This window comes from Pseudomonas sp. Y5-11, from assembly GCF_022368695.1.
Taxonomy (GTDB): domain Bacteria; phylum Pseudomonadota; class Gammaproteobacteria; order Pseudomonadales; family Pseudomonadaceae; genus Aquipseudomonas; species Aquipseudomonas parakoreensis.
The window spans coordinates 4,118,462-4,141,803 of record NZ_CP058974.1; the positions used below are offsets into that span (position 1 = coordinate 4,118,462).

The following is a 23,342-nucleotide window of genomic DNA, read 5'->3' on the forward strand; positions in this document are numbered from 1 at the left end:
GTGAATCCTACCCACTCACTTGACGGATGGCTCATTGGCAAACCTGATGCTGCTGATTTGTTTTCGCTATTAGCTGACTGTATTAATAGAAGAAAACCATATCTACGACGAAGCCGGCTTATCCGTAATCCGAGCCATCCCGTGAAAGGGGCTCGCTTCAACATAGCGCATGGCTGACTTCATATCCTTCCAGCCGACATAGCTCATCAAGGATTTCAAATCCCAGCCACTTTGATGCGCCCAAGTGGCAAAGCCGCGACGCAGGGAATGGCTGGTGTAGCGCTCGGCCGGGATGCCGGCGCGCTCCAGCGCCTGACGCAGTAATGGAATGACACTGTTGGCGTGCAAGCCCTCCTCGCTCAGATGTCCCCAGCGGTCGATGCCGCGAAATACCGGACCGCGTACCAGCGCCGCCTCGGTGATCCAGTCGATATAAGCCTGCACCGGGCACAGCTTGAGCAGCGCCGGCGCCTGATACGTCTGCCCGAGGTTCTCGCGGTCGCCCTTGCTGCGTGGCAGATACAAGGTGATGCCGCTACCGGCGTGCGCCTGCACATGCTCAATCTGCAAACGGCACAGCTCATCACTGCGAAAGCCGCGCCAGAAGCCCAGCAGGATCAGCGCCCGGTCGCGACAGGCCTTGAGCAACTGCGGGCGATCTTGCTGCTGCCGCGCACTGCGGACTTCCTGTTCAAGCCAGTCGACCACTTGCTGCAGATCGTGCAATTGCAGCGGCTCGGCCTGTTTTTCCTGCGCCGGATGCAGTGCGCGAATGCCTTTGAAGACCTTGCGCACCACTGGCGCCTTGGTTGGGTCGGCAAAACCCTGACTGTTGTGCCACTGCGCCAGCGCCGACAAACGCAGCTTCAGCGTATTGATCGACAGCACGCCGGCATGCTCGACCAGATAACGCGCAACGCTATCGGCCGTCGCCGGCAGGAACCCGCCCCACTTCACTTCAAAGTGTTCAATCGCCGAACGATAGCTACGGCGGGTGTTGTCACGGGTGGCAGCTTGCAGATAGCGATCAATCTCGCTCATGGACAGTGTTCTCGCTGGCGTACTGATTCAGGGCGCAAAAAAGCAATTTAATCACCTGACATTGGGTAATACCAGTATATCCCGTCTGTTATTAATCAAACATTTAACTTTATTTTCAGCGTGGTACACTGCGCACTTTAGTGGCATGTACCACAGTACGAAACGGTAGGAGTTCACATGGCCCGTGGCGGCGTAAATAAAGCAGTGGTTCAGATCGCGCGCGCAGCGATTCTGGCCCGAGGCGAACACCCCAGCATCGATGCGGTACGCATTGAGCTGGGCAACACCGGCTCGAAAACCACGATCCATCGCTATCTGAAAGAGCTCGATGACGGCAGCCAACCGGTCGAAGCGTCCGCAGAACCGATCAACGATGAGCTGACGGCGCTGGTCTCGCGCCTCGCCCAGCGCCTGAAAGAACAAGCACAAGAGCCCATTGAACAAGCGCGCGAGCAGTTCGAAGAGCAGCGTGAAACGCTGGAAGCGGAACTCAAGCAAGTACGCCAGGCACTCGAACAACTGGAGCAACAGCACGACATTCAGGGCGCGGCGCTGGCCAAGGAATCCGAGGCGCTGAAAGAAACCCGCTCGATGCTGCAGACCGAGCAAACCCGCAACGCCGGACTCAATCAGGCACTGGCCGACTTCGAATTGCGCCTGCAGGACAAGGACGAGCAGATCCGCTCGCTGGAAGAAAAACATCTGCACGCCCGCGATGCTCTGGAGCACTATCGCAACGCCACTAAGGAGCAGCGCGAGCAGGAGCAGGCCCGTCACGAAGGCCAGCTTCAGCAATTGCAGATGGAGTTACGCCAGGCGCAACAAAGTGCGCTGGTGCGTCAGGACGAGATCACCCAGCTGCATCGCGACAACGAACGTCTGCTCACGGAAAACCGTGGTACCCAGCGCGAACTGAGCCTGATGCAGGATCAGCTCAAGCACAGCAACCAGCGTCAGGATCAGTTGCTGGAGCAAGCCACTCGCGTCGACAACGAACGCACCCTACTCCAGGAACGCCTGCGCGTGGCCCTGCTGGAGAGTCAGACGCTGAAACAGGATGCCGACGAACAGCGGCAGCTCAATCAGTCACTGGAGAAGGAATTGACCAAGACTCAAGCGAGTCTGGAAGACAGCTTGCGCCTGGCGGCTACCGTTGCAGCAGCGCCAGACACAGGCAAAGCGAAGGATGCTTAAGCGCCGACCGGCGTACGCATGGTGACGAACTCTTCGGCGGCCGTCGGGTGCACCCCGATTGTGTCGTCGAAGTCACGCTTGGTCGCGCCAGCCTTCAGAGCAATTGCCAGACCTTGCACGATCTCACCCGCGTCCGGGCCGACCATATGGCAGCCGAGCACTTTGTCGGTCTTGCCGTCGACCACCAGTTTCATCAGGGTTTTCTCCTGACATTCGGTCAGCGTCAGCTTCATCGGGCGGAAGCGGCTCTCGAAAATCACCACTTCGTGGCCCGCTTCCCGCGCCTCTTCTTCGGTCAAACCGACAGTGCCGATGTTCGGCAGGCTGAACACCGCCGTCGGGATCATCTTGTAATCCACCGGGCGGTATTGCTCCGGCTTGAACAAGCGCCGCGCCACCGCCATGCCTTCGGCCAGTGCCACCGGCGTCAGTTGCACCCGGCCGATGACATCACCCAACGCCAGAATCGACGGTTCGCTGGTCTGGTATTGCTCGTCGACCTTGATGAAGCCCTTTTCGGTGAGCTGCACATCGGTGTTTTCCAGACCCAGATTGTCCAGCATCGGACGGCGACCCGTGGCGTAGAACACGCAGTCGGCTTCCAGTACGCGGCCATCCTTGAGGGTCGCCTTGAGGCTGCCGTCTGGCTGTTTGTCGATGCGCGCGATGTCGGCGTTGAACTGCAGATCCATACCGCGCTTGGTCAGCTCTTCCTGCAAATGCTTGCGCACCGAGCCATCGAAACCACGCAGGAACAGATCGCCGCGATACAACAGCGTGGTGTTGGCGCCCAGGCCATGGAAAATCCCGGCAAACTCGACCGCGATGTAACCACCACCGACCACCAATACACGTTTCGGCAGTTCTTTGAGGAAGAACGCCTGATTGGAGCTGATCGCGTGTTCGTGCCCCGGAATCTCCGGAATCTGCGGCCAGCCACCCGTAGCGATCAGGATGTTTTTCGCGGTGAAGCGCTCACCGTTGACCTCGACCTCATGCGGGCCGACGATCTTCGCGTGGGCTTCGTGCAGGGTCACGCCACTGTTGACCAGCAGGTTGCGATAAATGCCGTTGAGGCGATTGATTTCGCGGTCCTTGTTGGCGATCAGGGTCGCCCAGTCGAAATTGGCTTCACCCAGACTCCAGCCGAAACCGGACGACTGCTCGAAGTCTTCGGCGAAATGCGCGCCGTACACCAGCAGTTTCTTCGGCACGCAGCCGACGTTGACGCAGGTACCGCCCAGATAACGACTCTCGGCCACCGCCACTTTCGCGCCGAAACCGGCCGCGAAGCGCGCTGCACGTACACCGCCGGAACCGGCACCAATCACATAAAGGTCAAAATCGTAGGCCATTGCTATCTCCTCGGCAGGCCAACAGCATACCCGCCACCGTCCATTGGGCAAGCGCCGTGCGCAGCTTTTCGCCCGCCTCGGCGAAGTCGGGAAACTTCTCCAAATAATAATATTTCTTGTTTGATACTAAATCGTCGGGCTGCACCTCGTCTTTGAACCAACGGATTTTTTCCCTCGAAGACAAGGAGTCGGCTGCGATGTTCGCGCCCATTACCCGTTCCATGACCTTGACTGTCGGCTTGTTCAGCATGGCGTTGAGTCCCGATCTGCTGGCTGAAACCGACCCTGAAACAGCGCCACAATCCGCCGCCCAGGCGCTGGAACTGGACGCCACCAGCGTCAGCGCTGAAGGCCTCGGCCTCAATACCGAAAACACTCATTCCTACACCACCGGCGCGATGAGCACCGCAACGCGGCTGAACCTGTCGATCAAGGAAACCCCGCAATCGGTGTCCGTGGTCACGCGCCAGCAGATGGATGATTTCAAGCTCGGTACATTGTCCGAAGCCATGCGACAGACCACCGGTATCGTCGTGCAACACAACGACTCGGACCGAGTCAGCTATTCGGCGCGGGGTTACCCGATCAACAATTTCCAGATCGACGGCATGCTCAACACCTTCGGGCGCATGAAGTCGGATTCGGACACCATCATCTACGACCGCATCGAAGTGGTCCGCGGCGCGACCGGCCTCACCACCGGCGCCGGTGATCCCTCCGCCACCATCAACATGGTGCGCAAACGCCCGACTGCCCAGTGGCAGGCACTGGCCGGGGTCAGCGGTGGCAGCTATGACAACTATTACAGCTATGTCGACGTTGGTGGGCCGCTGGCTTTCGACGGCCGGCTGCGCGGGCGCACGGTGCTGGCCTATCGTGACAGCCAGTCGTTCCGTGACAAATACGCGCTGCAACGCGAGGTCGGCTACGGCATTCTCGAAGCTGATCTGACCGATTCCACGGTGCTAGCCGTCGGTTACGACTATCAGGACAAGCAGGTACAAGGCACCTCCTGGGGCACCGTGCCGTACTGGAACGCCGACGGCAGCAAGGCGGGTCTTGGCCGGTCAACGAACATGGCGACCTCCTGGAGTTCCTGGCCGCTGAAGGACAAGACCGCATTCGTCACCCTGGACCAGCAATTGGGTGATGGCTGGAAGTTGAAGGCCGCCTACACCCACCGCGAAAGTGATACCGACGGCAAGGTCTATTACGGCGGCAGCGGATTCCCCGAGGCCGACCGCAGCGGCATGACGGCCTACATGGGGCACATGCTTGGCACGCAGAAAATGAGCGTGTACGACTTCAACCTGTCGGGGCCGTACCAATTGTTCGGCCGCGAACACGAGATGATGTTCGGCTACGGCGAGGCGGAAAACCGCTCGACTTCGCCCTACGCGTTCAACAGCCCCCAAGCCGCCGACTACGGCAAGATCCGCGGCTGGAAATACATGGGTGACATCGGCAAATTCGCCGACACGGTTACCGGCCTGCCGGGCGCGCGCGGCATCACTCGGCAAAAGGCCGGTTACCTCGCGACCCGCCTGAGCCTGACCGATGAGCTGCATGCCGTCATCGGCAGCCGCTATGGCAGCTGGGACGAATCCAGCACCGATTACTACTATGACGCGCAGCAAAAACTGACCAGCACCGATGCCACCCATCAGCGTCAGAACGATATCTGGACGCCCTACGCCGGCCTGCTTTATGACCTGACGCCGGAGTACACGGCTTACGTGAGCTACACCGATATTTTCAAACCGCAGAGTAAACGCGACAGCAACCGCAATTACCTCGACCCCGTGGTTGGCAGCAACTACGAAGTCGGGCTCAAGGGCAGCCTGCTCGACGAACGCCTGAACCTGGCGACGGCAGTGTTCTGGAGCAAACAGGACAACGTCGCCGAGCGCGACAACTCGGTGCCCCCAGACCCGGTGAGTGGCGAGGAGTTTTTCAAGTCCGGCGGCAAGGGCAACAAGGTCAATGGCTTCGAGGCCGAAGTGTCCGGCGAAATCCTCAATGGCTGGAACATGACCGCCGGCTACACCTACACCCATTCCGTCGACGGTGAAAAACAGCGCAGCAACACCGCTCAACCGCTGAACATGCTGCGGCTGTCCACGGCCTATCGCTTGCCGGGCAACTGGCACGCACTGACTGTCGGTGGCGCGGTGAACTGGCAGAGCGACGTCTATGGCGCGGCCAACCGCCCGGTCGGGCGCGGCGCCAACGGCCGGATCATCACCGAACCGGCGCGGATCAATCAGCAGGCCTACAGCGTGGTCAAGCTGATGTCACGTTATGAATTCGACAAGCACCTGTCGGCATCGCTGAACGTCGATAACCTGTTCGACAAGAAGTATTACGACAACGTCGGTTTCTACAACGGCGTGTACTGGGGCGACCCACGCACGGTGACGCTGAGCCTGGACTGGAAGCTCTGACCCATCCAATCAAACCAAACCCTGTGGGGAGGGGATTCATCCACGATGGGTCGCGAAGCGGCCCCACGCTCGAGGTGACGCGCAATGCGTCACCCAATCCCTCACCACCGCTGTTAACCCCGAGTTAATGCCGCGCCGGGACACTGTGCCCCGAGATCTGCTTCATGGACGAACGGCTCCCACGTTTTTCAGTAGGAGGCACCATGAAAACCACCACCGCCATTTTTGCCGGGCTACTCGCCCTCGGTTCCGCCAGCGCCTTTGCCGAGGGCGGCGCCGAACGCATGCGACATTACTACGACAACTTCCCGGTCCACCCCGCGCCAAGCGAACAACCGACCGACAGCAAAGCAGCGGAACTGCAGGTTCCGGACGATCAGACCGCACAAGTCACCGAGTCTTATCGCAACTGATTCAACGAGCAACCGACGGACCTCCGATGGCTCCGCTCTGGCCTCGGAGACGACAGTTGGGCGCCCTGTGTGGGGCGCCTTTTTTTATGCCTGCAGATCCTTGATCCAGAACAGCATGCGGCCATGTTCCGGGTCGAACATGCCAGGGGCGAAGCCGAACTTTTGATAGGCGTTCTGCGCCACCGCATTGCCTTCGAGCACTTCCAGGGTGATCTTGCAGCAGCCGCGCTGACGGGAAATCTCCTCCACCTTGCGCAGCATTTTCTGGCTCAGCCCGAGGCCGCGAAATTTCGAAATCACCGCCACGTCATGAACATTGACCAGCGGTTTGCAGGCAAACGTCGAGAACCCTTCAAAGCAGTTCACCAGCCCTGCCGGCTCACCACCGACAAACGCCAGCACGCTGAACGCGTGGGGCCGGCGGGCCAGTTCTTCAGGCAGGCGACGCAGCAGCTCGGGGGCAATCGGCTGACCGCCGCCCATCGGATCTTCTGCGTAGTGATTGAGCACAATGCCGATAGCTTCGGCGTGCAGCGGATTGGTGTAGCTGGCTTGCAGCACAAGTATTTCTGCGGAATCCATTTCCATCCCCGATCAAAGCCCCGGCGTGCAAGGTGCGCACCTGAAAGGCTGCTCGACCTTAACGCGAGGCTGCCGTGGGCCACAACCCGAGGAACGCTGATAGCAAACGCCTGCAGGAGCTGCCGCAGGCTGCGATCTTTTGATTTTCCAGCGTCAGCGCCCCCAGATCAGCTCCTCGGTCCAACCCAGTTCGGCAAAATCCTGAGCACGCAAGTCGCTCTCGCCAGCGCAGAAAAACTCATCCAGTTGCGGCGGATTCACCGAGGTCGCGCTGAGCATCGCATGCACTTGCCCACGATGATGGATCTGATGCTCGAACAGGTGCGAAAGCATGCGCAGGCGACTGTCGTGCTGCGGCGTTTCCCGGGCGATGGTGACGATCCGCCCCAGATCGGCATCGCGCAGTTGCTCACAATAAGCGATCAACCGACGGTCCACGTGCGCCTGCTCTTCACGCAGCGCAGAGGCCTCGGTAAACGGCTCGTCACGTTCGAAAAACACATAGCAGTCGGGATGCGGCTCGTCACCGCGCAACTCGCGCTCCAGCGCGTCGACGTAGAACCAGTCGCACGTCAGGATGTGATTGAGCGTGAGGCGGATGCTCGGAAAAAAACTCACCCGTGGCGCTGCCAGAGCCTCAGCGTCGAGTTGGGCCCAGGCGTTGCCCAAGCGATGATTGGCCCACGCGTTCTGGTAGGCCATGGTCAATAAATGATGCGACAGCGGTTGGCTCATGTTCGCGCCCTCTGCGCTCAGGATTCGGCAAAACGCTGCAACTGCATCTCCTGCAATCGGCTGAGGGTGCGCCGGAACGGAAATTCCAGATAACCCTCGGTGTACAGCGCGTCCATCGGCACCTGCGCCTCAATGTACAGCGGGACTTTACGGTCGTAACACTCGTCGACCAAGGCGATGAAGCGACGCACGCCGTCGTCGTGCACCGACAGTTGCGGCAGTTCGCGGTCGCCGGCCACCACCTGCGCCGAGCCATCCTCGGTACCGCGAGCGATACGCCCTTCGCGCTTCTGCGCGCTGAGGTTCGGCACGTCGCTCAACAGAATAGACCGATAGCGGTCGCACAGCGCGATGAAGTCCATCGCGGCAAATGGTTGCTCGCAGAGATCAGCGTAGCGGCACCAGAGCACCGATTCGCTGGCCTGCACCACGTTCAACAGGCGATGGCCGACGGACACTGGATCGTTGCTGGCGGGCTGCCCGGCGTTGAGCGACTGGAAGACCTGCTGCAGCGCGCTGTCCTGCCCCTGCGCAACGACAAAATACCGCTGCAGACCCGCACCCGGATGCAGGCGATGATCCTCGGCGCCATTCACCGCCACCACCTGCATGTGCGCCTTGATCGCGGCAATCGCCGGGACAAACCGGTCGCGGTTGAAGCCGTCGGCATACAGCTCATCCGGCGGCAAGTTGGAGGTGCAGACCACCACCACGCCTTCGTCGAACATCACCTGAAACAGCCGACCAAGGATGATCGCGTCGCCGATGTCGTTGACGAACAGCTCATCGAAACACAGCACCCGCACTTGCGCCGCCAGCTCCTTGGCCAGCGCTCGCAGCGGATCGGCGATCCCGGTCAACTGGAACGAGCGCTGGTGCACCCAGCCCATGAAATGATGAAAGTGCTGCCGTCGGGCCGGCACCCGCAGGCTCTGATAGAACTGATCCATCAACCAGGTCTTGCCGCGCCCGACCGGGCCCCACAAATACACGCCGGCGACCGAACGGGCACCGGCATGCAAGGCTTCATGGCATTTTTGCAGCGCCCAGACCGCATGTTCCTGGGCTTCATCCTGGATGAAGCCCTTGTGCTTGATCGCGTGTTGCCAGGCGCTTAGAGGAGAGTCGAAAGTCATGCGCGGCAGTATATATCCCTGCAGGAGCTGTCGAGTGCAACGAGGCTGCGATCTTTTTATTTTGTTTTAAAGATCAAAAGATCGCAGCCTTCGGCAGCTCCTACACAGGGGTTGTGGGGTGTCAGAGGTCGACTTTGTGTCGGGCAGCGTAGAGGCAGAGCATTTCCATGGCCAGGGTTGCCGCTGCCAGTGACGTTACGTCCGCATGATCATAGGCCGGTGCCACTTCCACCACGTCCATGCCCACCAGATTGATCCCGCGCAAGCCACCGAGGATCTCCAGCGCCTGCACCGTGCTCAACCCGCCACACACTGGAGTGCCGGTACCCGGAGCGAAGGCCGGATCGAGGCAGTCGATATCGAACGTCAGGTACACCGGGTGATCGCCAACCCGTGCGCGAATTGCCTCGACAATCGCCTCGCAGCCACGCCGATGTACCTGACGTGCATCAAGCACGGCAAAGCCTTGATGATCGTCATTGGTGGTGCGTAACCCGATCTGCACCGAGCGCGCCGGATCGACCAGCCCTTCCCTGGCCGCATGCCAGAACATCGTGCCGTGATCGACCCGTTTGCCGCCCTCGTCCGGCCAGGTGTCGCTGTGCGCATCGAAGTGGATCAGCGACAGCGCGCCGTGTTTGCGCGCATGGGCCTTGAGCAGCGGATAGGTGATGAAGTGGTCGCCGCCAAACGTCAGCATGGCGCTGCCGGCATCAAGAATGCGTTCGGCGTGAGCCTCGATGCTTTCCGGAATGGTGTGCGGCGAGCCGTAATCGAAGTCGCAATCGCCGTAGTCGATCACCGCCAGATGATCGAACGGATCGAACGCCCATGGCCAGTGGCGTTCCCAGGCGATCCCGGTGGACGCGGCGCGAATCCCCCGTGGCCCGAAACGCGCGCCCGGGCGGTTGCTGGTAGCGGTGTCGAACGGAACCCCGCTGACCGCCACGTCGACGCCGCGCAAATCACGGCTGTAGCGGCGACGCATGAAACTGGTGATCCCGGCGTAAGTGCTTTCGGCGGCAGTCCCGTACAGGCTGTCACGGGTCATGGCCTGGTCGTTGAGCATCGGCACGTCCATCGGTGTGCTCCTTTGATTATTGATGGCTACGGAAAGTGGTCCACAGACGCGTGCGCTGACGCATGTCCTTGAGGCTCATGCTGCGGTCGGCGTACAACCGATCGCGCACTTCGGCGGGTGGATAGATGTCCGGATCATTGCGCACCGCCTCGTCCACCAGCGGCGTTGCAGCCTGATTGGCGGTGGCAAAAAACAGCGTGTTGGTCAGCTCGGCGACGGACTCGGGGCGCAGCATGAATTCGATAAACGCCCGCGCCGCCTGCGGGTTCGGCGCATCCTTGGGAATGGCCAGGTTGTCCTGCCAGATCAACGTACCTTCGCGCGGAATCCGGTAAGCGACCTCGTACGGTTTGCTGGCCTTGTGCGCCTGATCGGCAGCCATGCTCACGTCGCCGTTGTAGGTCAGGGCCAGACAGACGCTGCCATTGGCCAGGTCGTTGATCTGCCGGCCGGTGGCGACATACAGCACCGAAGGCTGGAGTTTCTGTAACAAGGTTTCGGCGGCGGCCAGATCATTCTTGTCGGTGCTGTAGGGATCTTTACCCAAGTAGTGCAACGCCAGGCCAATGACTTCCTGCGGCGAGTCGAGCACGGCAATCCCGCAGTCCTTGAGCTTGCTGGCGTACTCGGGTTTGAACAGCAGGTCGAGGCTGTTGAGTGGCACATCCGGCAAACGCTTTTTCACCGCCTCGACATTCAGCCCCAGCCCCAACGTGCCCCAGGTATAAGGCACGGCGTAGCGATTACCGGGATCAACGGCGGCGAGTTTTTCCAACAGATCGGGATCAAGGTTGGCGTAACCCTTGAGGCCCTCATGGGGAATTTCCTTCAGCGCTCCCGCCGCCAAGCCACGGGCCAGCACGCTGGACGATGGCACCACCACGTCATAACCGCTGCCACCGGTCAGCAGTTTGGTTTCCAACACCTCGGACGTATCGAAGGTGTCGTAGCGCACATGAATGCCGGTCTCCTGCTCGAAACGCTGCAGCGTCTGCGCCGGCACGTAATCGGCCCAACTGTAGAGATTGAGGGTTTTATCCTCGGCCTGTGCCGGGATGACCACAGACAACAACAGCGCGGGAAAACACAGCTTGAATACGGGAGCCATGACGAACACCTGACCGGAGGAAGTGGTGGCAGGATGCGCCGTCGGATACATTGCAGAAATATCAAGTTTGTTAACCTGACTTTATCCGGGAGTAATGTGATGCTCGGTCAGCTTCATGACGTCGACCTGCAGTTGCTGCGCCTGTTTGTGCGGGTCGTGGAATGTGGCGGCTTCAGCGCGGCGCAAGGTGAGCTGGGCCTCAGCCAGTCGAGCATCAGTCAGCAAATGGCCAAGCTGGAAACCCGCCTCGGTTATCGCCTGTGCAGCCGGGGCAAGGGTGGTTTCAGCGTGACGCCCAAGGGCGAGCAATTGCTGATCGCCATTCGCACGCTGTTTGCATCCATCGAGACCTTCCGCCATCAATCCAACGGCGTCGCCGGACGGTTGATCGGTGAGGTGCGGCTGGGCCTTTCCGAAGCAGTCGATCAGTCGGTGCTGCTGCGGGTGGCGGATGCGATCCGGCGCTTTCGTGAGCGTGACGAGTCGGTGCGCATCGAGTTGATCAGCGCGATGCCCGGGGAGATGGAGCGCCTGCTGCTGCAACAGCGGCTGGACCTGGCCATCGGTTATTTCTCACAGGTGCAGAACGCTTTCGATTACCGCGAACTGTTCCGGGAAACCCAGCATCTGTACTGCGCACAGGGACATCCGCTGTTCAGCGTCGATGCGCCGGATGACGCGGCGTTGCAGGCGTGCGACCGGGTCGATCATCCGTATCGGTTCATGCGCCGTGGCGAGCCGATTGCGGACCAGCGCTGTTCCGCGCGTTCGGAGCAGGTCGAAGGTACCCTCGCGTTCATTCTTTCCGGCAAGCACATCGATTATTTGCCCGATCACTACGCGCGGGTCTGGGAGGACAAGGGACTGCTGCGCGCGCTGCGGCCGGGGGAACTGAGTTTCGAAGTGGCGTTTCATCTGGCACGACACCGCGCGCAGGTACCGGGGGATGCGCAGAAGGCGTTTGAGGAGGATTTGCTCGCAGCCTTTGTTTGAAGATCAAAAGATCGCAGCCTTCGGCGGCTCCTACATTTTGCATTCCTGTAGGAGCTGCCGAAGGCTGCGATCTTTTGATTTAAGGGAAAATCCTCCTCAAACCCAATAAAACCTGACCTTTCAGGCAATTTTTGCTCGTTGCCCTCGCCGCCCTCTTCCGGCATCCTGCGCCTCCATTTTCTGACCCGGCCCCGCCTCACGGCGCGCAAAACACCATGACCGCCTCTGAAAAAGTCCCGCGCAACAACGATCTGATCTACGGCCTCAACGACCGTCCGCACCTCACCGCCACGGTGTTCGCCGCACTGCAACACGTACTGGCCAGCTTCGTCGGCATCATCACCCCGACCCTGATCATGGGCGGCGCCCTCGGTCTGCAAAGTGAAATTCCGTACCTGATCAGCATGGCGCTGTTCGTTTCGGGCCTGGGCACGTTCGTTCAAGCCAAGCGTTTCGGCCCGGTCGGTTCCGGTCTGCTGTGCCTGCAAGGCACCAGTTTTTCCTTTATCAGCGTGATTCTCAGCGCCGGCTTCATGGTCAAGGCCCGGGGCGGCGGCACCGATGAAATTCTCTCGACCATTTTCGGCGTGTGCTTTTTCGCCGCGTTCATCGAAGTGGTGCTGAGCCAGTTCATCGGCAAACTGCGGATGCTGATCACGCCGGTGGTCACCGGCACCATCATCACCTTGATGGGTCTGTCGCTGATCAAAGTGGCGATGACCGACATTGCCGGCGGTTTCGGCGCGCCTGATCTGGGCGCAGCCAGCCATGTATTCCTGGCCGCTTTGGTGATCGGCACCATCGTTGTGTTGAACCGCGTTGACGTGCCGTTTCTGCGCCTGGGCGCCATCGTCATCGGCCTGACCCTCGGCTACGTGGTCGCATGGCTGATGGGCACCGTGGATTTCGCTTCAATGCCCGAAGTGCCGCTGGTCAGCGTGCCGGTGCCGTTCAAGTACGGCTTCAATTTCGACTGGGTGGCGTTCGTGCCGGTGGCGGTGATTTTCCTGGTTTCGCCCCTGGAAGCCGCTGGCGACCTGACCGCCAACTCGATGATTTCACGGCAACCGGTCAAGGGCCCGCTGTACATTCGCCGGATCAAGTCCGGTCTGCTCGCCGATGGCCTCAATTCGGCGATGGCCGCAGTATTCAACAGCATGCCGATGGTCACGTTCGCGCAGAACAACGGCGTGATCCAGTTGACCGGCGTCGCCAGCCGCTACGTGGCGTTCTTCATCGCCGGCCTGTTGGTGCTGCTGGGGCTGTTCCCGATGATCGGCGCGGTGCTGCAACTGATGCCCAAACCGGTGCTCGGCGGCGCCGAACTGGTGATGTTCGGCACCGTGGCCGTGGCCGGGATCAAGATCCTCGCCGAGGCTGGCCTGCATCGGCGCAACATGTTGATCGTGGCGATCTCCGTGGGCATGGGCCTGGGCATCGCCGCCGTACCGGAAGTGCTGCGCGAGTTGCCGCAAGCGCTGCGTAACATCTTCGAATCGCCGATCACCGTTGGTGCGTTGTGCGCTATCGTGCTGAATATCTTCCTGCCGGAAGAATTCATTGAACTGGAAGAAGACGATTTCGATCCGGAAGCGTCGATTCTGCAGGTCATGGAAAACCCCGATCTGCCGGCCAAAGCTGAACCTGCCAGCGCAGCGGCGGTCGCACAGTTGAACCGCTGACGCGACGCCATGAAAAAAGGGCTGAACCGGCAACGGTTCAGCCCTTTTCGTTGAGAGACTGTTTATGCGCCGCGTCCACGCCGTCATCCTGTCCCTGCTGCTGTTGTCCCTGAGCGCCTGCGCGCTGTTTCCCAACCGCGATCCGGTAAACATCAACGTGGTCGGCCTCGAACCGTTGCCAAGTCAGGATCTGGAAGTGCGTTTCGCGATCAAGCTGCGGGTGCAGAACCCTAATGAGACGGCCATCGATTACAACGGCATCGCACTGGATCTGGAGGTCAATGGCCGTCCACTGGCCTCGGGCGTCAGCGATCAGGTCGGCTCGATCCCGCGCTTCTCGGAAACCGTGGTCAGCGTGCCGGTCAGCGTTTCCGCGTTCTCGGTACTGCGCCAGACCCTCGGTCTGAGCCAGACCCAAACCCTCGATAACCTGCCCTACGTCTTGCGCGGCAAACTCGCGGGCGGGGTGTTCGGCACCATGCGTTTTGTCGACAGCGGCAAGCTGAGTTTGCCAAAGGCCACTGCTGCGACGTGGTAAATACACAATTTTGCGACCGCTTATAAATACCTGTGGGAGCTGGCTTGCCAGCGATAGGGTCGCGTCAGCCAACATCGTCGTTGCTGACAGTCCGCCATCGCTGGCAAGCCAGCTCCCACAGTTTTTTTCAATCAGCCCGACGTTATGCGGTGAACCGCACGCCGGGTTTGGCGCGTTCATCAACCGACAACTCGAACACATCCGGCCGCGCATAGTGGCCGACCACGTCATAGTCGTAGCGTGCCCGTACCAGTTCATCGGTATCGATCTCAGCGGTGAGCAACCCCGCCTCCCCGCGCAACGGCCCGGCCAGCACATCGCCCATCGGCCCGACAATCACGCTGCCGCCGGCAATCAACGGTCGATCCGCCGGCCAGTTGGCAATCTCCACGCCCAGCGCGTTCGGCGAAGCCTGCACCTGACAGGCACTCACCACAAAGCAACGGCCCTCATGGGCGATGTGACGCATGCTGACCTGCCACATCTCGCGCTCGTCCACGGTCGGCGCGCACCAGACTTCAATGCCTTTGGCGTACATCGCCGTGCGCAGCAGCGGCATCATGTTTTCCCAGCACACCACCGCACCGAGCCTGCCGACCTGAGTGTCGAGTACCGGCAGCGTCGAGCCGTCGCCCTTGCCCCAGATCAGCCGTTCGGTGCCGGTCGGCATCAGCTTGCGATGCTTGGCCACCAGCCCCGCCTGCGGGTCGAAATACAGCGCCGTGCAATACAGCGTGCTGCCGGCACGCTCGATCACGCCGATCACCAGATTGGCCCCGGTGCGCGCAGACAGGCCGGCCAGTGCCTCGGTCTCGGGCCCCGGCACGTCAATGGCGTTCGCGAAATAGCGTGCGAAGGCCTCGCGCCCCTCGGGCAGGCGATAGCCCAACTGAGTGCCAAAGCCCTCGCCTTTCGGATAGCCACCGAGCAACGCTTCCGGCATCACCACCAACGCCGCGCCGGACTCGCTGATCGCGTCTTCCCAGCTGAGGATCTGTTCCAGGGTTTCACCCTTGCCACCGGGCAAGGCGCCAATCTGCAGGGCGGCGACGATTGATTTGGGCATTGCAGTCACTCCATCAGGTTCAAGTGTTGCCGATTCTGCGGCGGCGCGGGATCATGAATAAAGACCGATTCACTGCTGAATGATATGAGCCAAATGAATATCGCATCCGTCGATCTCAACCTGCTGAAAGTCTTCGAAGCCCTGCATGAGGAGTCCAGCGCCAGCCGTGCGGCGCTGCGTCTGGGCGTGACCCAATCGGCGGTCAGCGCGGCGTTGCGCCGGTTGCGTGACGTGTATGGTGATCAATTGTTCGTGCGCACCGGACGCGGTCTGGCACCGACGCTCAAGGCCAATCAACTGAAGCCGGTGGTCAGCGAGGCGCTGAACAAATGCCGGCAAAGCCTGGCGATGGTCGACCCGGCGGCCCATCACTATGACGGCCGTTCGGTGACGGTGGGCCTGTCCGATGACTTCGAAATAGCCTATGGCCGGCGCCTGATCGAAGAAATCGCCCGCTGTGCACCCAAGCTGCGGCTGATCTTCCGCCAGACCCACAGCCAGATCGTCGCTCGCGCCCTGATGGAGCGCAGCATCGACCTGGCGATCACCGCCGGCGGATTTGCCGAGCGCCTGCTCAGTCGTCTGGTATTGGGTGAAGGGGATTATGCCTGTCTGGTCGATCCGGGCAGTCTGGCGCCCGGCCAACAGGGCATCGATTTGCCGGAGTTCGTCGCCCGTGAGCACATTCTGGTGTCCTCGGGCGGCTTTATCGGCATCACCGATGAAGGTCTGGCGGCGCTGGGGCTGAGCAGGCGGGTCTGCGCCTCCACCACCCACTTTGCCGCGCTGCCGCATCTGCTCAAGGGCAGCGACGCCGTGGCAACCATCCCGACCCATGCCGCCCAGGCCATTGCCCAGCTCAGCGGACTGATGCTGCTGCCCTGCCCACTGGCGCTGCCGCGTTACCCGATCGAACTGGGCTGGCGCACCAGCACGCAGATCGACCCGGTGGTGATCAAGGTACGTGAGGCGATTGTTGCGTGTTTCAACGCAGACTGACGGCTGTGTTACTTGTTGGCCGCCATCAGTCGATTGACCTCACTGCGCACCATGTTGGCGAATTCCGGCGGGGACATGCCATCAAGCTCGGCGCGCACCCACTCGGCCCATTTGCCCTTGCGCTTGGAGCGTTCGCCGAACAACCGCGCGGCTTCGCCTTTGGCTTTGCCCAGATTGTTCTGCCAGAGTTCGAACAGACGGGATTTCTCGTCTTCCAGCGCAGCGCGCTCGGCGAGGGATTTGTCGGCCAGATTGAAACTCATGGGGAAATACCTGCTGCGTAAAATGGCGACATCTTACACGCTCGGCGAAAATCTCCCGCGCAGGTTTTTCTTTCGCACCTAAAATCAGTGCAACTTTTCAGTCCGCGCCACACTCCATTGATCACTGTTCATCCATCTGCAAGGAGTCACCCAATGGCCCGCAAATCCCGCGTGCAAGCCGTCGAAGACCAAATCAAGGATCAGGCGTTCAGCGAACTTCAGGCTTTGATCGAAGAGTCCGACAAACTGCTCAAGAGCAGCGCCTCACTGGTGGGCGAGGAAGCCGAGACCCTGCGCGGACAAATCGCCCTGAAGCTGCAACAGGCGCTGGACTCGGTGTCCAGCGTGCGTGAGCGCACCAAACCGGCGGTCGAGGCCACCGAGAGCTACATTGGCGGCCATCCGTGGCAGACCGTGGCGATTTCCGCCGGTTTTGGCCTGGTGGTGGGCTTGTTGCTCGGTCGTCGCTAAGCGACGTTTGTCAGAGCGCATTGTTCAAGGCCTGACAATAAATCTGTGGCGAGGGAGCTTGCTCCCTCGCCACATCAGTTATCTGACCATTATTCCCCCGCCAGCGCTCGCAACTGCGCCAGCGTCTGCTCATCCAGCACGATCCCTTCGGCCATTGATCGCGCGCGCTGCAAATGCCGACGATCGCCCGGCAAACGTTTCAACCCCACGCCGTGCATCTGCCGCACCAGCTCTTCGCTGCGCTCGGCAAACGGTTGCCCGGCAGCCTTGCTCGGGTCGATGACGATCAGCAACTGCCCGGTCCACGGTGTTTTGGCCCCGGGATGGTTCGACCAGTCGAATTCGAAAGAAAAGTTCCCGCCGGTCAACGCCGCCGCCAGCAGCTCGACCATCATCGACAGCGCCGAACCTTTGTGGCCGCCAAACGGCAACAGTGCGCCGCCCTCAAGAATGGCCTTCGGATCCTGCGTCGCCTGACCCAGACCGTCCACACCCATTCCGGCGGGCAGCCGTTCGCCCTTGCGTGCGGCAATCTGCACGTCGCCGTGAGCTATGGCACTGGTCGCCAGATCGAACACGATCGGTGCTCCGCCGGCGCGGGGCGCGGCAAAGGCAATCGGGTTGGTGCCGAACAGCGGTCTGTCGGCGCCATGGGGCACCACGCAGGTCATGCTGTTGACCACGCTGAGCGCCACCAGGCCTTCCTCGGCGAACGGCTCGACGTCCGGCCAGAGCGCCGCAAAGTGATGGGAATTGCGAATCGCCAATACGGCGATCCCGGCGTTGCGCGCTTTCTCCACCAGCAGCGACCGGGCCGCCGCCAGCGCCGGCTGGGCGAAACCATTGCCGGCATCGACTCGCACAAAACCGGAGGCCACGTCCTCCACCAGCGGCACCGCCTGACCATTGACCCAGCCACTGTTGAGCGTCGAAACATACCCGGGGATACGGAACACGCCATGACTGTGCGCGCCGTCACGTTCGGCACCGGCGCAGTTGGCAGCCAGGGTGCGGGCGACGGACGCCGACGTACCATGGCGCAGAAAAACCTTTTCAAGCAATTGCGTCAACGCTTCAAGCGAGAGTGTGGACGCAGCGAGGGAAGACAGGGGTTCGTGTGGCGCAGACATCTGAAGCTCCAGACTAATTATTGGAGGGAACAACAGCGTACGAATATCCAGCCCACCGATTAACCACGTCAGACATGGGTGCTGTCAACCGTTGCGGTGAAGGCGTGTCGCAGCAAACACATGGCGCTGCCGCTGGTGCGGTAACTATGTACCACCCGCGCTATCTGCCCGGTCTTTAGTCTCTTGTCTCAATTTACCGGTGCACCGGACGGTGCCCTGAACGAGACCCGATGATGCCTGCCCCCACTCCTCCCCTGCTGTTCCTGCCGTTTCTCAATTCCCCCGGTTTATGGCGCGATCTGGGCAATGTCCATCACTTGTCCACCGCTGACTTCCAGTGGCTGAGCCACGTGCAACTGGCCACCCACGCACTGCGCAGTCAGCAAACCCCGCCCATGCTTGCCCATCGAATCCTGCTCAACACCGACGATACGCCTGCGGTGCCTCTGGCCGGCAGCTTCATACTCAGTGCCACCCCCGATGATCGCGGCGTCATGTTGTACACCCCCTTCGACGGGCTGAAAAAACATGCCAGCCTCGCCAGCCTGACCGCACACCTGGAGGAGCGCCTGAACCGTGTCAACGAAGATGATCGGCTGCTGGCGTTGCTCGCCCTGTCACAACGCAAACGGCTGGTCGAACGACGTGCTGTCAGCGTGACCTATCAGCTTGTCGAGGGCGATATCTTCGAAGATCAACGCGCTGCCATCGATCACTGCCTGCGCCTCAACGCTCAGGCAATGCACGATGAATTGATGCAACTGCCCGAACTGGAAAGCCTGCTCCAAAGCATACTCGACGCACTCCTGACGCCGACGATGCCTGGCGTCGACCAGACCCGCACACGCGTGAACCTGTACGCAACCGGCACAGCAAACGGCCCGGCATCGAGCGACCGTCCTTCACTGGGCGGGTTTGAAGCGCTGTCACTTGGCGATGCGCTGCTTTTGCACTACCGCCACGCCGGATGGCCGGTTGGCCAGACCCATGAGTTTTCGCACCCGGACCGGACAGTCCAGGCCAGTGATCAGCATCACTGGGAAACAGCCATTACCACGGCGTCGGGCAAACTGTTGGTGTGGCTGTATCAACAAATGGAGCGTTACTGGAATGCGCCCAGCGCTGACGGAGTCTCGCGGCGCAGCGTATTGGCGCAGATCATTCGACAGCAGGCGCTGGCAGACTTTTTGCTCAAACGCGAGGCTGGCATTATCGAGCAGCACACCTTCGACAGCCTGCTGACCTCGTTGGGTTTCAGTGACGGTCCGGCACGCCGCGCGACGCTGGAAACCGTACGTTTGTGGGAGCATCAGGCAAACTTCGTGGAGCTGGCCGGCGCGTTGATGATCAGCCATTCCGACAGCTGCCTGTATACCCCGACCCACGGCTTGCAGGTACTGAGGGATTACGAAGATCTCAAAGCCATGCTGCTCGGCAAATTTGCCAGCCCCGGGCACGAAGACGAACTCTACGGTCTGTTGAATCTCGACGAGCGGCAACGCTTTCTCGGTTTCGACAAGCCGCAGGTTTCCGGCCAATCGATTGCCGGAGATGTTTTCAGCGTGCTGCTCGAGTTGATCATCACCAAGCAGCGACAGAACATCGACTACGCCTTGCAGTGGTATCGGCACAGCGACGGCGCCGTAGATATTCGCGCACTGTTCGACAAGGCCCTGGACATCCGTTCGATGCTCCACGAGCGGCTTGAGACCCTGGATGCCCACGGGCGCTGGAGCACCCGGCCGATGCTCGCTGGCAACCAGTTACCTTCAAGGGTGCTGGCGGATACCGCCGCGGCCGAAGTGCGCAAGTTCGGCAGCATCATGCCCAGCCTCGCCGCAGACTTTGCCGCCCAGCCGCTGACCGTCACGGCGCTGCAGCGCACCTACCTGCAAGGAATCGCCGCGAAGCTGGCGCACGCCCTTTCTGTCGGCATCACAGGCGAAGCACGGTTAAGCATCCTGAATGGCACGCTGAGCCGCCATGAGCAAGCGCTGGTCGACACCGTGTTCAATCCGGATAAACCGGATCGCGGCCGCCGCAAGGCACTCAACGGTTTTCAGCCGGATGCCTGGTCATTGACGTTGCAGGTCGCCGGGCAGAGCGAAATGCTGCCGCTGGCCAACTGCGTCCTGCTCACGGAACGCGGTGGCCGCGATACGCAGCACTCGGGACGCGCGATACTGTGGACACCAGCCCTGGGCCTGGAGGTCTTCCGCTCGATCGAGCATGCCAGGCAGGTGCTGGACCAGCGACTGGTGGATCCGCAAAAGCGCCTGATGCTGCTGGAAAACCTCTTTCCCCGGCACCAAGGGTTCCATCAACACTACACGCTGGGACAGTGGCAATTGATCAGCCGCAGTGTCCTGCAGGATCGGGCCGACTCGGCGATCGAACAGTTTCTTCAGCGCTGTGAACAGGTACGGGGCCGTCAATGGCCAAAGCCGCGGGAAACTCAAATCCTCAGGACGTTGAGTGAGCACGTCGTGGAGACCAACCTGCAGCGCGCCACCGCTCTGGCGCGGGCGATCGGCAAACAGCATTCGTTGCCTGCCTGGCTGGGCATGGCCACGCTTGAAGCGCAGCAGTTGCATCTGGAACTGCTGGAACAGTGGCGCCACAGCGTCATTGACGATCAGGATTATCTTCACGCGCTGCCTACCGTGCGTGACTATATCCGGCAGACGCTTCAAACGTTGTTGAAAAGCCGCTTGCAGAGGCAGGATCTTGACCCCGAACAGATCATCGTCACTCCGGCACTGGCGCTGATCGGGCCGGCGATGAGCCTGACCGATTTCGCCCTGAACCATGCGCATCTCGCACAGAACACGGCCTTCACCCTCAGCTCGGGCACCGAGCGCGCGCTGCCGACGGCACTTGACCAGCAGGCGGTCAGAAGCTTGCTGTTGTCCCTGAACGTTGCAACAACGTTTGCCGATAAAATCACCTCAGCGTTGTCCGCCAGTGATGTCGCCGCTGAACAACGCAAACAGCGTTTCCTCCGCCAGCTGCCTTGGCAATTGCTGCAGCATGCCCATCAGTTACAACTGCAACAACGCTTGTCGTCGAAGGCCTTCGGCTTGATTTCTCAGGTGTTCGACATGCCCGACGCCGTGGCCCGCGCGACCGTGCAAGGGGCCAACGCCATTGCCCGGCCGCTGGCGCTGGTCAAGACTGCCGGAGCATCAGCGGTCAAGGCACTGGCGCTGTACTTGATCGGACCTGCGGGAAGACCCGGCCCCCAGGTGTTGTATGCGCCCTACCACGGTGAAAACGCATTCAGTGAATTCGAGGATGAGGCGGCAGTGATCGCCGCGCTGAATACGCCGGGCTCACTGCAGGACTTGCTGCTGCGCCGCTTGCCGGAAACTCAACGTTCGATCTTCAGCGCGTTGTTCAACGCGAGCAGCGGCCAGACGAGCGAGATGACCCTGGCCTCCACCCCGGTCAACGGTAACTGGTTGCTGCAGTTGTTCGACGACAACCTGGCCTTGTTGCCACGCTTGCTGAGCGGCCATTCAATGCCGTCGGCGCAGACGGACTGGGACACCGCGAAGCACCTGTTCAGTTCCGGCATCCAGTTGGTCCGGGGCGTGCTGCCGGGCAAACTCGCCTGTGCGCAGTTTCTCTGGCAAAGCTACAAGGATTTCAAGGGCTCGGCCGAAGCGTTGCAGGATCACCACTGGAAACATGCGCTGGAAACCTTTACCGCCAGCGCAGCGCAAATGATCAGTCTTGGGCGGCTGGCTCTGGAGTCACGTCTGGAATCTCAAGACCCGATGCTGCCGCAACCGTCGCAGCCAACCGCGCCGAGCGCCCCCGTCCTTGCGCAGACCAAGCCGACCGATCCGCAGCGCACCGCGTTGCAGGCATTCGAAACCTCGAAGATCGCCCTCAAGGATCTGACCCACAATGCTGCCGAGGGCACGTATCAGGACCTGAAAGCCAAAGCGACCTATGCCCCGATTGCCGGCAAAGTCTATCCCGTGCAACGGCCGGGAGCCGTCTGGCAGATCAAAGGCGCCGACCAGCCAGGTCCGGTGTTGCAGCACACCGCTTCCCGGCAGCTGGTGCTGGACCCGGATCGCCATACCGTGCATTTCGGCAAGACCCTGTCGAAGATGGTCAACCATTACACCACCCATCGCCAGGCCCGCTACATGCTGAATATCGAGGCGCAAGGCATGGAAGAAATCCGCGGCCGCCATCCGGAAAAAGCACACATGTTGATCGAGGCAATTGATCTGGCCCGGCATTACGCGTTCAACAGCCTGCACAATCTTGTTCAGCTACGAAACGATGTGCCGGGCACCCGCCTCGATACTTTTCTCAAGTCTTTTTTTGACGTGCAACAGATTGATGCCGAGATCCTGCGCAAGTTGAAGCAGTCCATCGTGCCGATCTGTGATGCTCTGGTCGATCCAACAGAGGACCTGTTGAATACCCGACGCTTTGTGGTCGGCTCGAACAGACAGCCCGACTCGGGTGTAATTGCCTTCGTACTGGAGGGCGATCTACTCAAGAAAGTCCATTTCACCGAAAAGTTCTTCAATCAAGAACTGGAATGGTACAACACGGGGCTGACCGAGCCTTTCAATGTCGAAGGGCATGCGCGGGCAGCGACGCTGATCCACGAGTTTTCCCATCAGTTCAACAAAACCGTAGACATTGCCTCCCTCGAAGCACGGCGTCCGTTTGCTGATTTGATCGCTACGGTGACCGGTTATGGAGCGGCCCGCAAACAGGTACAGACACGATTTCAGCGTGAAGCACTGTCACTGGCCACGCCCCGTGAAGAGCTGTTTTCACGCTGGAATCATGACGCTCAAGAGTGGCTGGATATCGACAAGTTCGAGGGCATGAATCATGTACGCAAGGAAATTCTCAAGATCACACGTACCGCGAATCTGGAAGACGCGCGAACGGCTTTTCTCAACCCGAACAACCCACATCCACGAATCGACACCATATTACGCAATGCCGATTCGATCGCCTTTCTGATCTGTGAAATGGGCCGTCAGCTTGATCCGGTGCCACAAACTCACCCAGGACTCGACTGAAGCAAAAAAAATGCGCAGGCGGTTGGCCTGCGCATTGTTTATCGCTGGTTG

Annotated in this window: 20 protein-coding genes; 9 read left to right on the plus strand and 11 right to left on the minus strand. The window is 60.6% G+C overall.

Features of this window, described 5'->3' with window-relative positions; genetic code table 11:
- Positions 1-102 precede the first annotated feature (102 nt).
- Positions 103-1,041: a site-specific integrase gene (locus HXW87_RS18075; protein ID WP_041067146.1), complete on the minus strand. Its 939-nt coding sequence runs from the start codon at positions 1,039-1,041 to the stop codon at positions 103-105.
- Positions 1,042-1,218: 177 nt separating this feature from the next.
- On the opposite strand from HXW87_RS18075, the gene HXW87_RS18080 reads away from it, so the two are divergent.
- Positions 1,219-2,235 carry a DNA-binding protein gene (locus HXW87_RS18080; RefSeq protein ID WP_239777159.1) on the plus strand — a complete coding sequence of 339 codons (1,017 nt, stop codon included), beginning with the start codon at positions 1,219-1,221 and terminating at the stop codon, positions 2,233-2,235.
- Here the strand turns inward: HXW87_RS18080 and gorA are convergent.
- Positions 2,232-3,590, minus strand: coding sequence for a glutathione-disulfide reductase (gorA, locus tag HXW87_RS18085; protein WP_239777160.1), 1,359 nt, complete (start codon positions 3,588-3,590; stop codon positions 2,232-2,234). The genes HXW87_RS18080 and gorA overlap by 4 nt on opposite strands.
- Positions 3,574-3,801 carry a hypothetical protein gene (locus tag HXW87_RS18090; RefSeq protein ID WP_047294243.1) on the minus strand — a complete coding sequence of 76 codons (228 nt, stop codon included), beginning with the start codon at positions 3,799-3,801 and terminating at the stop codon, positions 3,574-3,576. The genes gorA and HXW87_RS18090 overlap by 17 nt, the downstream gene beginning before the upstream one ends.
- Between HXW87_RS18090 and HXW87_RS18095 the strand changes: the two genes are divergently transcribed.
- Both HXW87_RS18095 and HXW87_RS18100 read left to right on the plus strand, forming a co-directional pair.
- Positions 3,788-6,034: a TonB-dependent siderophore receptor gene (locus tag HXW87_RS18095; RefSeq protein ID WP_239777169.1), complete on the plus strand. Its 2,247-nt coding sequence runs from the start codon at positions 3,788-3,790 to the stop codon at positions 6,032-6,034. The genes HXW87_RS18090 and HXW87_RS18095 overlap by 14 nt on opposite strands.
- A gap of 203 nt (positions 6,035-6,237) precedes the next feature.
- Positions 6,238-6,447, plus strand: coding sequence for a hypothetical protein (locus HXW87_RS18100; RefSeq protein ID WP_239777170.1), 210 nt, complete (start codon positions 6,238-6,240; stop codon positions 6,445-6,447).
- A gap of 84 nt (positions 6,448-6,531) precedes the next feature.
- Here HXW87_RS18100 and HXW87_RS18105 read toward each other — a convergent pair whose 3' ends face one another.
- The 5 genes from HXW87_RS18105 to HXW87_RS18125 all read right to left on the minus strand — a co-directional run bounded on the left by HXW87_RS18105 (position 6,532) and on the right by HXW87_RS18125 (position 11,089).
- Entirely contained in the window at positions 6,532-7,029 is a 498-nt protein-coding gene (locus tag HXW87_RS18105; RefSeq protein ID WP_121187753.1) for a GNAT family N-acetyltransferase, read from the minus strand.
- A gap of 153 nt (positions 7,030-7,182) precedes the next feature.
- Complete coding sequence (locus HXW87_RS18110; RefSeq protein ID WP_239777180.1) at positions 7,183-7,764, minus strand: DinB family protein; 582 nt, start codon at positions 7,762-7,764, stop codon at positions 7,183-7,185.
- Positions 7,765-7,781: 17 nt separating this feature from the next.
- The gene (zapE, locus tag HXW87_RS18115) at positions 7,782-8,900 is read right to left on the minus strand and encodes a cell division protein ZapE (RefSeq protein WP_239777182.1); all 1,119 of its coding nucleotides are present in this window, start codon (positions 8,898-8,900) and stop codon (positions 7,782-7,784) included.
- A gap of 121 nt (positions 8,901-9,021) precedes the next feature.
- Positions 9,022-9,981, minus strand: coding sequence for an agmatinase (gene speB, locus HXW87_RS18120; protein ID WP_103368976.1), 960 nt, complete (start codon positions 9,979-9,981; stop codon positions 9,022-9,024).
- Between the two features lie 16 nt (positions 9,982-9,997).
- Positions 9,998-11,089, minus strand: coding sequence for a polyamine ABC transporter substrate-binding protein (locus HXW87_RS18125; protein ID WP_121187751.1), 1,092 nt, complete (start codon positions 11,087-11,089; stop codon positions 9,998-10,000).
- 99 nt (positions 11,090-11,188) lie between these two features.
- Here HXW87_RS18125 and HXW87_RS18130 point away from each other — a divergent pair, with 99 nt between their 5' ends.
- The 3 genes from HXW87_RS18130 to HXW87_RS18140 all read left to right on the plus strand — a co-directional run bounded on the left by HXW87_RS18130 (position 11,189) and on the right by HXW87_RS18140 (position 14,302).
- Positions 11,189-12,082, plus strand: a complete 894-nt coding sequence (locus HXW87_RS18130) for a LysR family transcriptional regulator (RefSeq protein ID WP_239777183.1) — start codon at positions 11,189-11,191, stop codon at positions 12,080-12,082.
- A 215-nt stretch (positions 12,083-12,297) separates the two neighbouring features.
- On the plus strand, positions 12,298-13,764 hold the full coding sequence (locus HXW87_RS18135; protein ID WP_086791097.1) for a nucleobase:cation symporter-2 family protein: 1,467 nt from the start codon (positions 12,298-12,300) through the stop codon (positions 13,762-13,764).
- Between the two features lie 64 nt (positions 13,765-13,828).
- A complete protein-coding gene (locus HXW87_RS18140; RefSeq protein WP_007966053.1) occupies positions 13,829-14,302 on the plus strand; it encodes an LEA type 2 family protein in 474 nt (157 codons plus the stop codon).
- A 142-nt stretch (positions 14,303-14,444) separates the two neighbouring features.
- Here the strand turns inward: HXW87_RS18140 and HXW87_RS18145 are convergent, their stop codons facing one another.
- Positions 14,445-15,368 (minus strand): carbon-nitrogen hydrolase family protein, encoded by a 924-nt coding sequence (locus tag HXW87_RS18145; protein ID WP_182401008.1) that lies wholly within the window; start codon positions 15,366-15,368, stop codon positions 14,445-14,447.
- An 84-nt stretch (positions 15,369-15,452) separates the two neighbouring features.
- Between HXW87_RS18145 and HXW87_RS18150 the strand changes: the two genes are divergently transcribed.
- Complete coding sequence (locus HXW87_RS18150) at positions 15,453-16,367, plus strand: LysR family transcriptional regulator (protein ID WP_239777185.1); 915 nt, start codon at positions 15,453-15,455, stop codon at positions 16,365-16,367.
- Positions 16,368-16,375: 8 nt separating this feature from the next.
- Here HXW87_RS18150 and HXW87_RS18155 read toward each other — a convergent pair whose 3' ends face one another.
- Positions 16,376-16,630 (minus strand): hypothetical protein, encoded by a 255-nt coding sequence (locus HXW87_RS18155; RefSeq protein ID WP_003224595.1) that lies wholly within the window; start codon positions 16,628-16,630, stop codon positions 16,376-16,378.
- A gap of 153 nt (positions 16,631-16,783) precedes the next feature.
- Between HXW87_RS18155 and HXW87_RS18160 the strand changes: the two genes are divergently transcribed.
- Positions 16,784-17,101 (plus strand): DUF883 family protein, encoded by a 318-nt coding sequence (locus tag HXW87_RS18160; protein WP_007961870.1) that lies wholly within the window; start codon positions 16,784-16,786, stop codon positions 17,099-17,101.
- Between the two features lie 89 nt (positions 17,102-17,190).
- Here the strand turns inward: HXW87_RS18160 and HXW87_RS18165 are convergent, their stop codons facing one another.
- Positions 17,191-18,231, minus strand: coding sequence for an Ldh family oxidoreductase (locus HXW87_RS18165; RefSeq protein WP_047294225.1), 1,041 nt, complete (start codon positions 18,229-18,231; stop codon positions 17,191-17,193).
- A 230-nt stretch (positions 18,232-18,461) separates the two neighbouring features.
- Here HXW87_RS18165 and HXW87_RS18170 point away from each other — a divergent pair, with 230 nt between their 5' ends.
- On the plus strand, positions 18,462-23,291 hold the full coding sequence (locus HXW87_RS18170) for a DUF6543 domain-containing protein (protein WP_239777187.1): 4,830 nt from the start codon (positions 18,462-18,464) through the stop codon (positions 23,289-23,291).
- Positions 23,292-23,342 lie beyond the last annotated feature (51 nt).

Excerpts from the sequence above, each read along its gene's own strand:
- HXW87_RS18150 (WP_239777185.1), top strand. The coding sequence starts at position 15,453 with ATGAGCCAAATGAATATCGCATCCGTCGATCTCAACCTGCTGAAAGTC.
- speB (WP_103368976.1), bottom strand. The coding sequence starts at position 9,981 with ATGGACGTGCCGATGCTCAACGACCAGGCCATGACCCGTGACAGCCTG.
- gorA (WP_239777160.1), bottom strand. The coding sequence starts at position 3,590 with ATGGCCTACGATTTTGACCTTTATGTGATTGGTGCCGGTTCCGGCGGT.
- HXW87_RS18170 (WP_239777187.1), top strand. The coding sequence starts at position 18,462 with ATGATGCCTGCCCCCACTCCTCCCCTGCTGTTCCTGCCGTTTCTCAAT.
- HXW87_RS18165 (WP_047294225.1), bottom strand. The coding sequence starts at position 18,231 with ATGTCTGCGCCACACGAACCCCTGTCTTCCCTCGCTGCGTCCACACTC.
- HXW87_RS18125 (WP_121187751.1), bottom strand. The coding sequence starts at position 11,089 with ATGGCTCCCGTATTCAAGCTGTGTTTTCCCGCGCTGTTGTTGTCTGTG.
- HXW87_RS18130 (WP_239777183.1), top strand. The coding sequence starts at position 11,189 with ATGCTCGGTCAGCTTCATGACGTCGACCTGCAGTTGCTGCGCCTGTTT.
- HXW87_RS18075 (WP_041067146.1), bottom strand. The coding sequence starts at position 1,041 with ATGAGCGAGATTGATCGCTATCTGCAAGCTGCCACCCGTGACAACACC.
- zapE (WP_239777182.1), bottom strand. The coding sequence starts at position 8,900 with ATGACTTTCGACTCTCCTCTAAGCGCCTGGCAACACGCGATCAAGCAC.
- HXW87_RS18080 (WP_239777159.1), top strand. The coding sequence starts at position 1,219 with ATGGCCCGTGGCGGCGTAAATAAAGCAGTGGTTCAGATCGCGCGCGCA.
- HXW87_RS18095 (WP_239777169.1), top strand. The coding sequence starts at position 3,788 with ATGTTCGCGCCCATTACCCGTTCCATGACCTTGACTGTCGGCTTGTTC.
- HXW87_RS18155 (WP_003224595.1), bottom strand. The coding sequence starts at position 16,630 with ATGAGTTTCAATCTGGCCGACAAATCCCTCGCCGAGCGCGCTGCGCTG.
- HXW87_RS18145 (WP_182401008.1), bottom strand. The coding sequence starts at position 15,368 with ATGCCCAAATCAATCGTCGCCGCCCTGCAGATTGGCGCCTTGCCCGGT.
- HXW87_RS18110 (WP_239777180.1), bottom strand. The coding sequence starts at position 7,764 with ATGAGCCAACCGCTGTCGCATCATTTATTGACCATGGCCTACCAGAAC.
- HXW87_RS18160 (WP_007961870.1), top strand. The coding sequence starts at position 16,784 with ATGGCCCGCAAATCCCGCGTGCAAGCCGTCGAAGACCAAATCAAGGAT.
- HXW87_RS18100 (WP_239777170.1), top strand. The coding sequence starts at position 6,238 with ATGAAAACCACCACCGCCATTTTTGCCGGGCTACTCGCCCTCGGTTCC.
- HXW87_RS18105 (WP_121187753.1), bottom strand. The coding sequence starts at position 7,029 with ATGGATTCCGCAGAAATACTTGTGCTGCAAGCCAGCTACACCAATCCG.
- HXW87_RS18135 (WP_086791097.1), top strand. The coding sequence starts at position 12,298 with ATGACCGCCTCTGAAAAAGTCCCGCGCAACAACGATCTGATCTACGGC.
- HXW87_RS18090 (WP_047294243.1), bottom strand. The coding sequence starts at position 3,801 with ATGGGCGCGAACATCGCAGCCGACTCCTTGTCTTCGAGGGAAAAAATC.
- HXW87_RS18140 (WP_007966053.1), top strand. The coding sequence starts at position 13,829 with ATGCGCCGCGTCCACGCCGTCATCCTGTCCCTGCTGCTGTTGTCCCTG.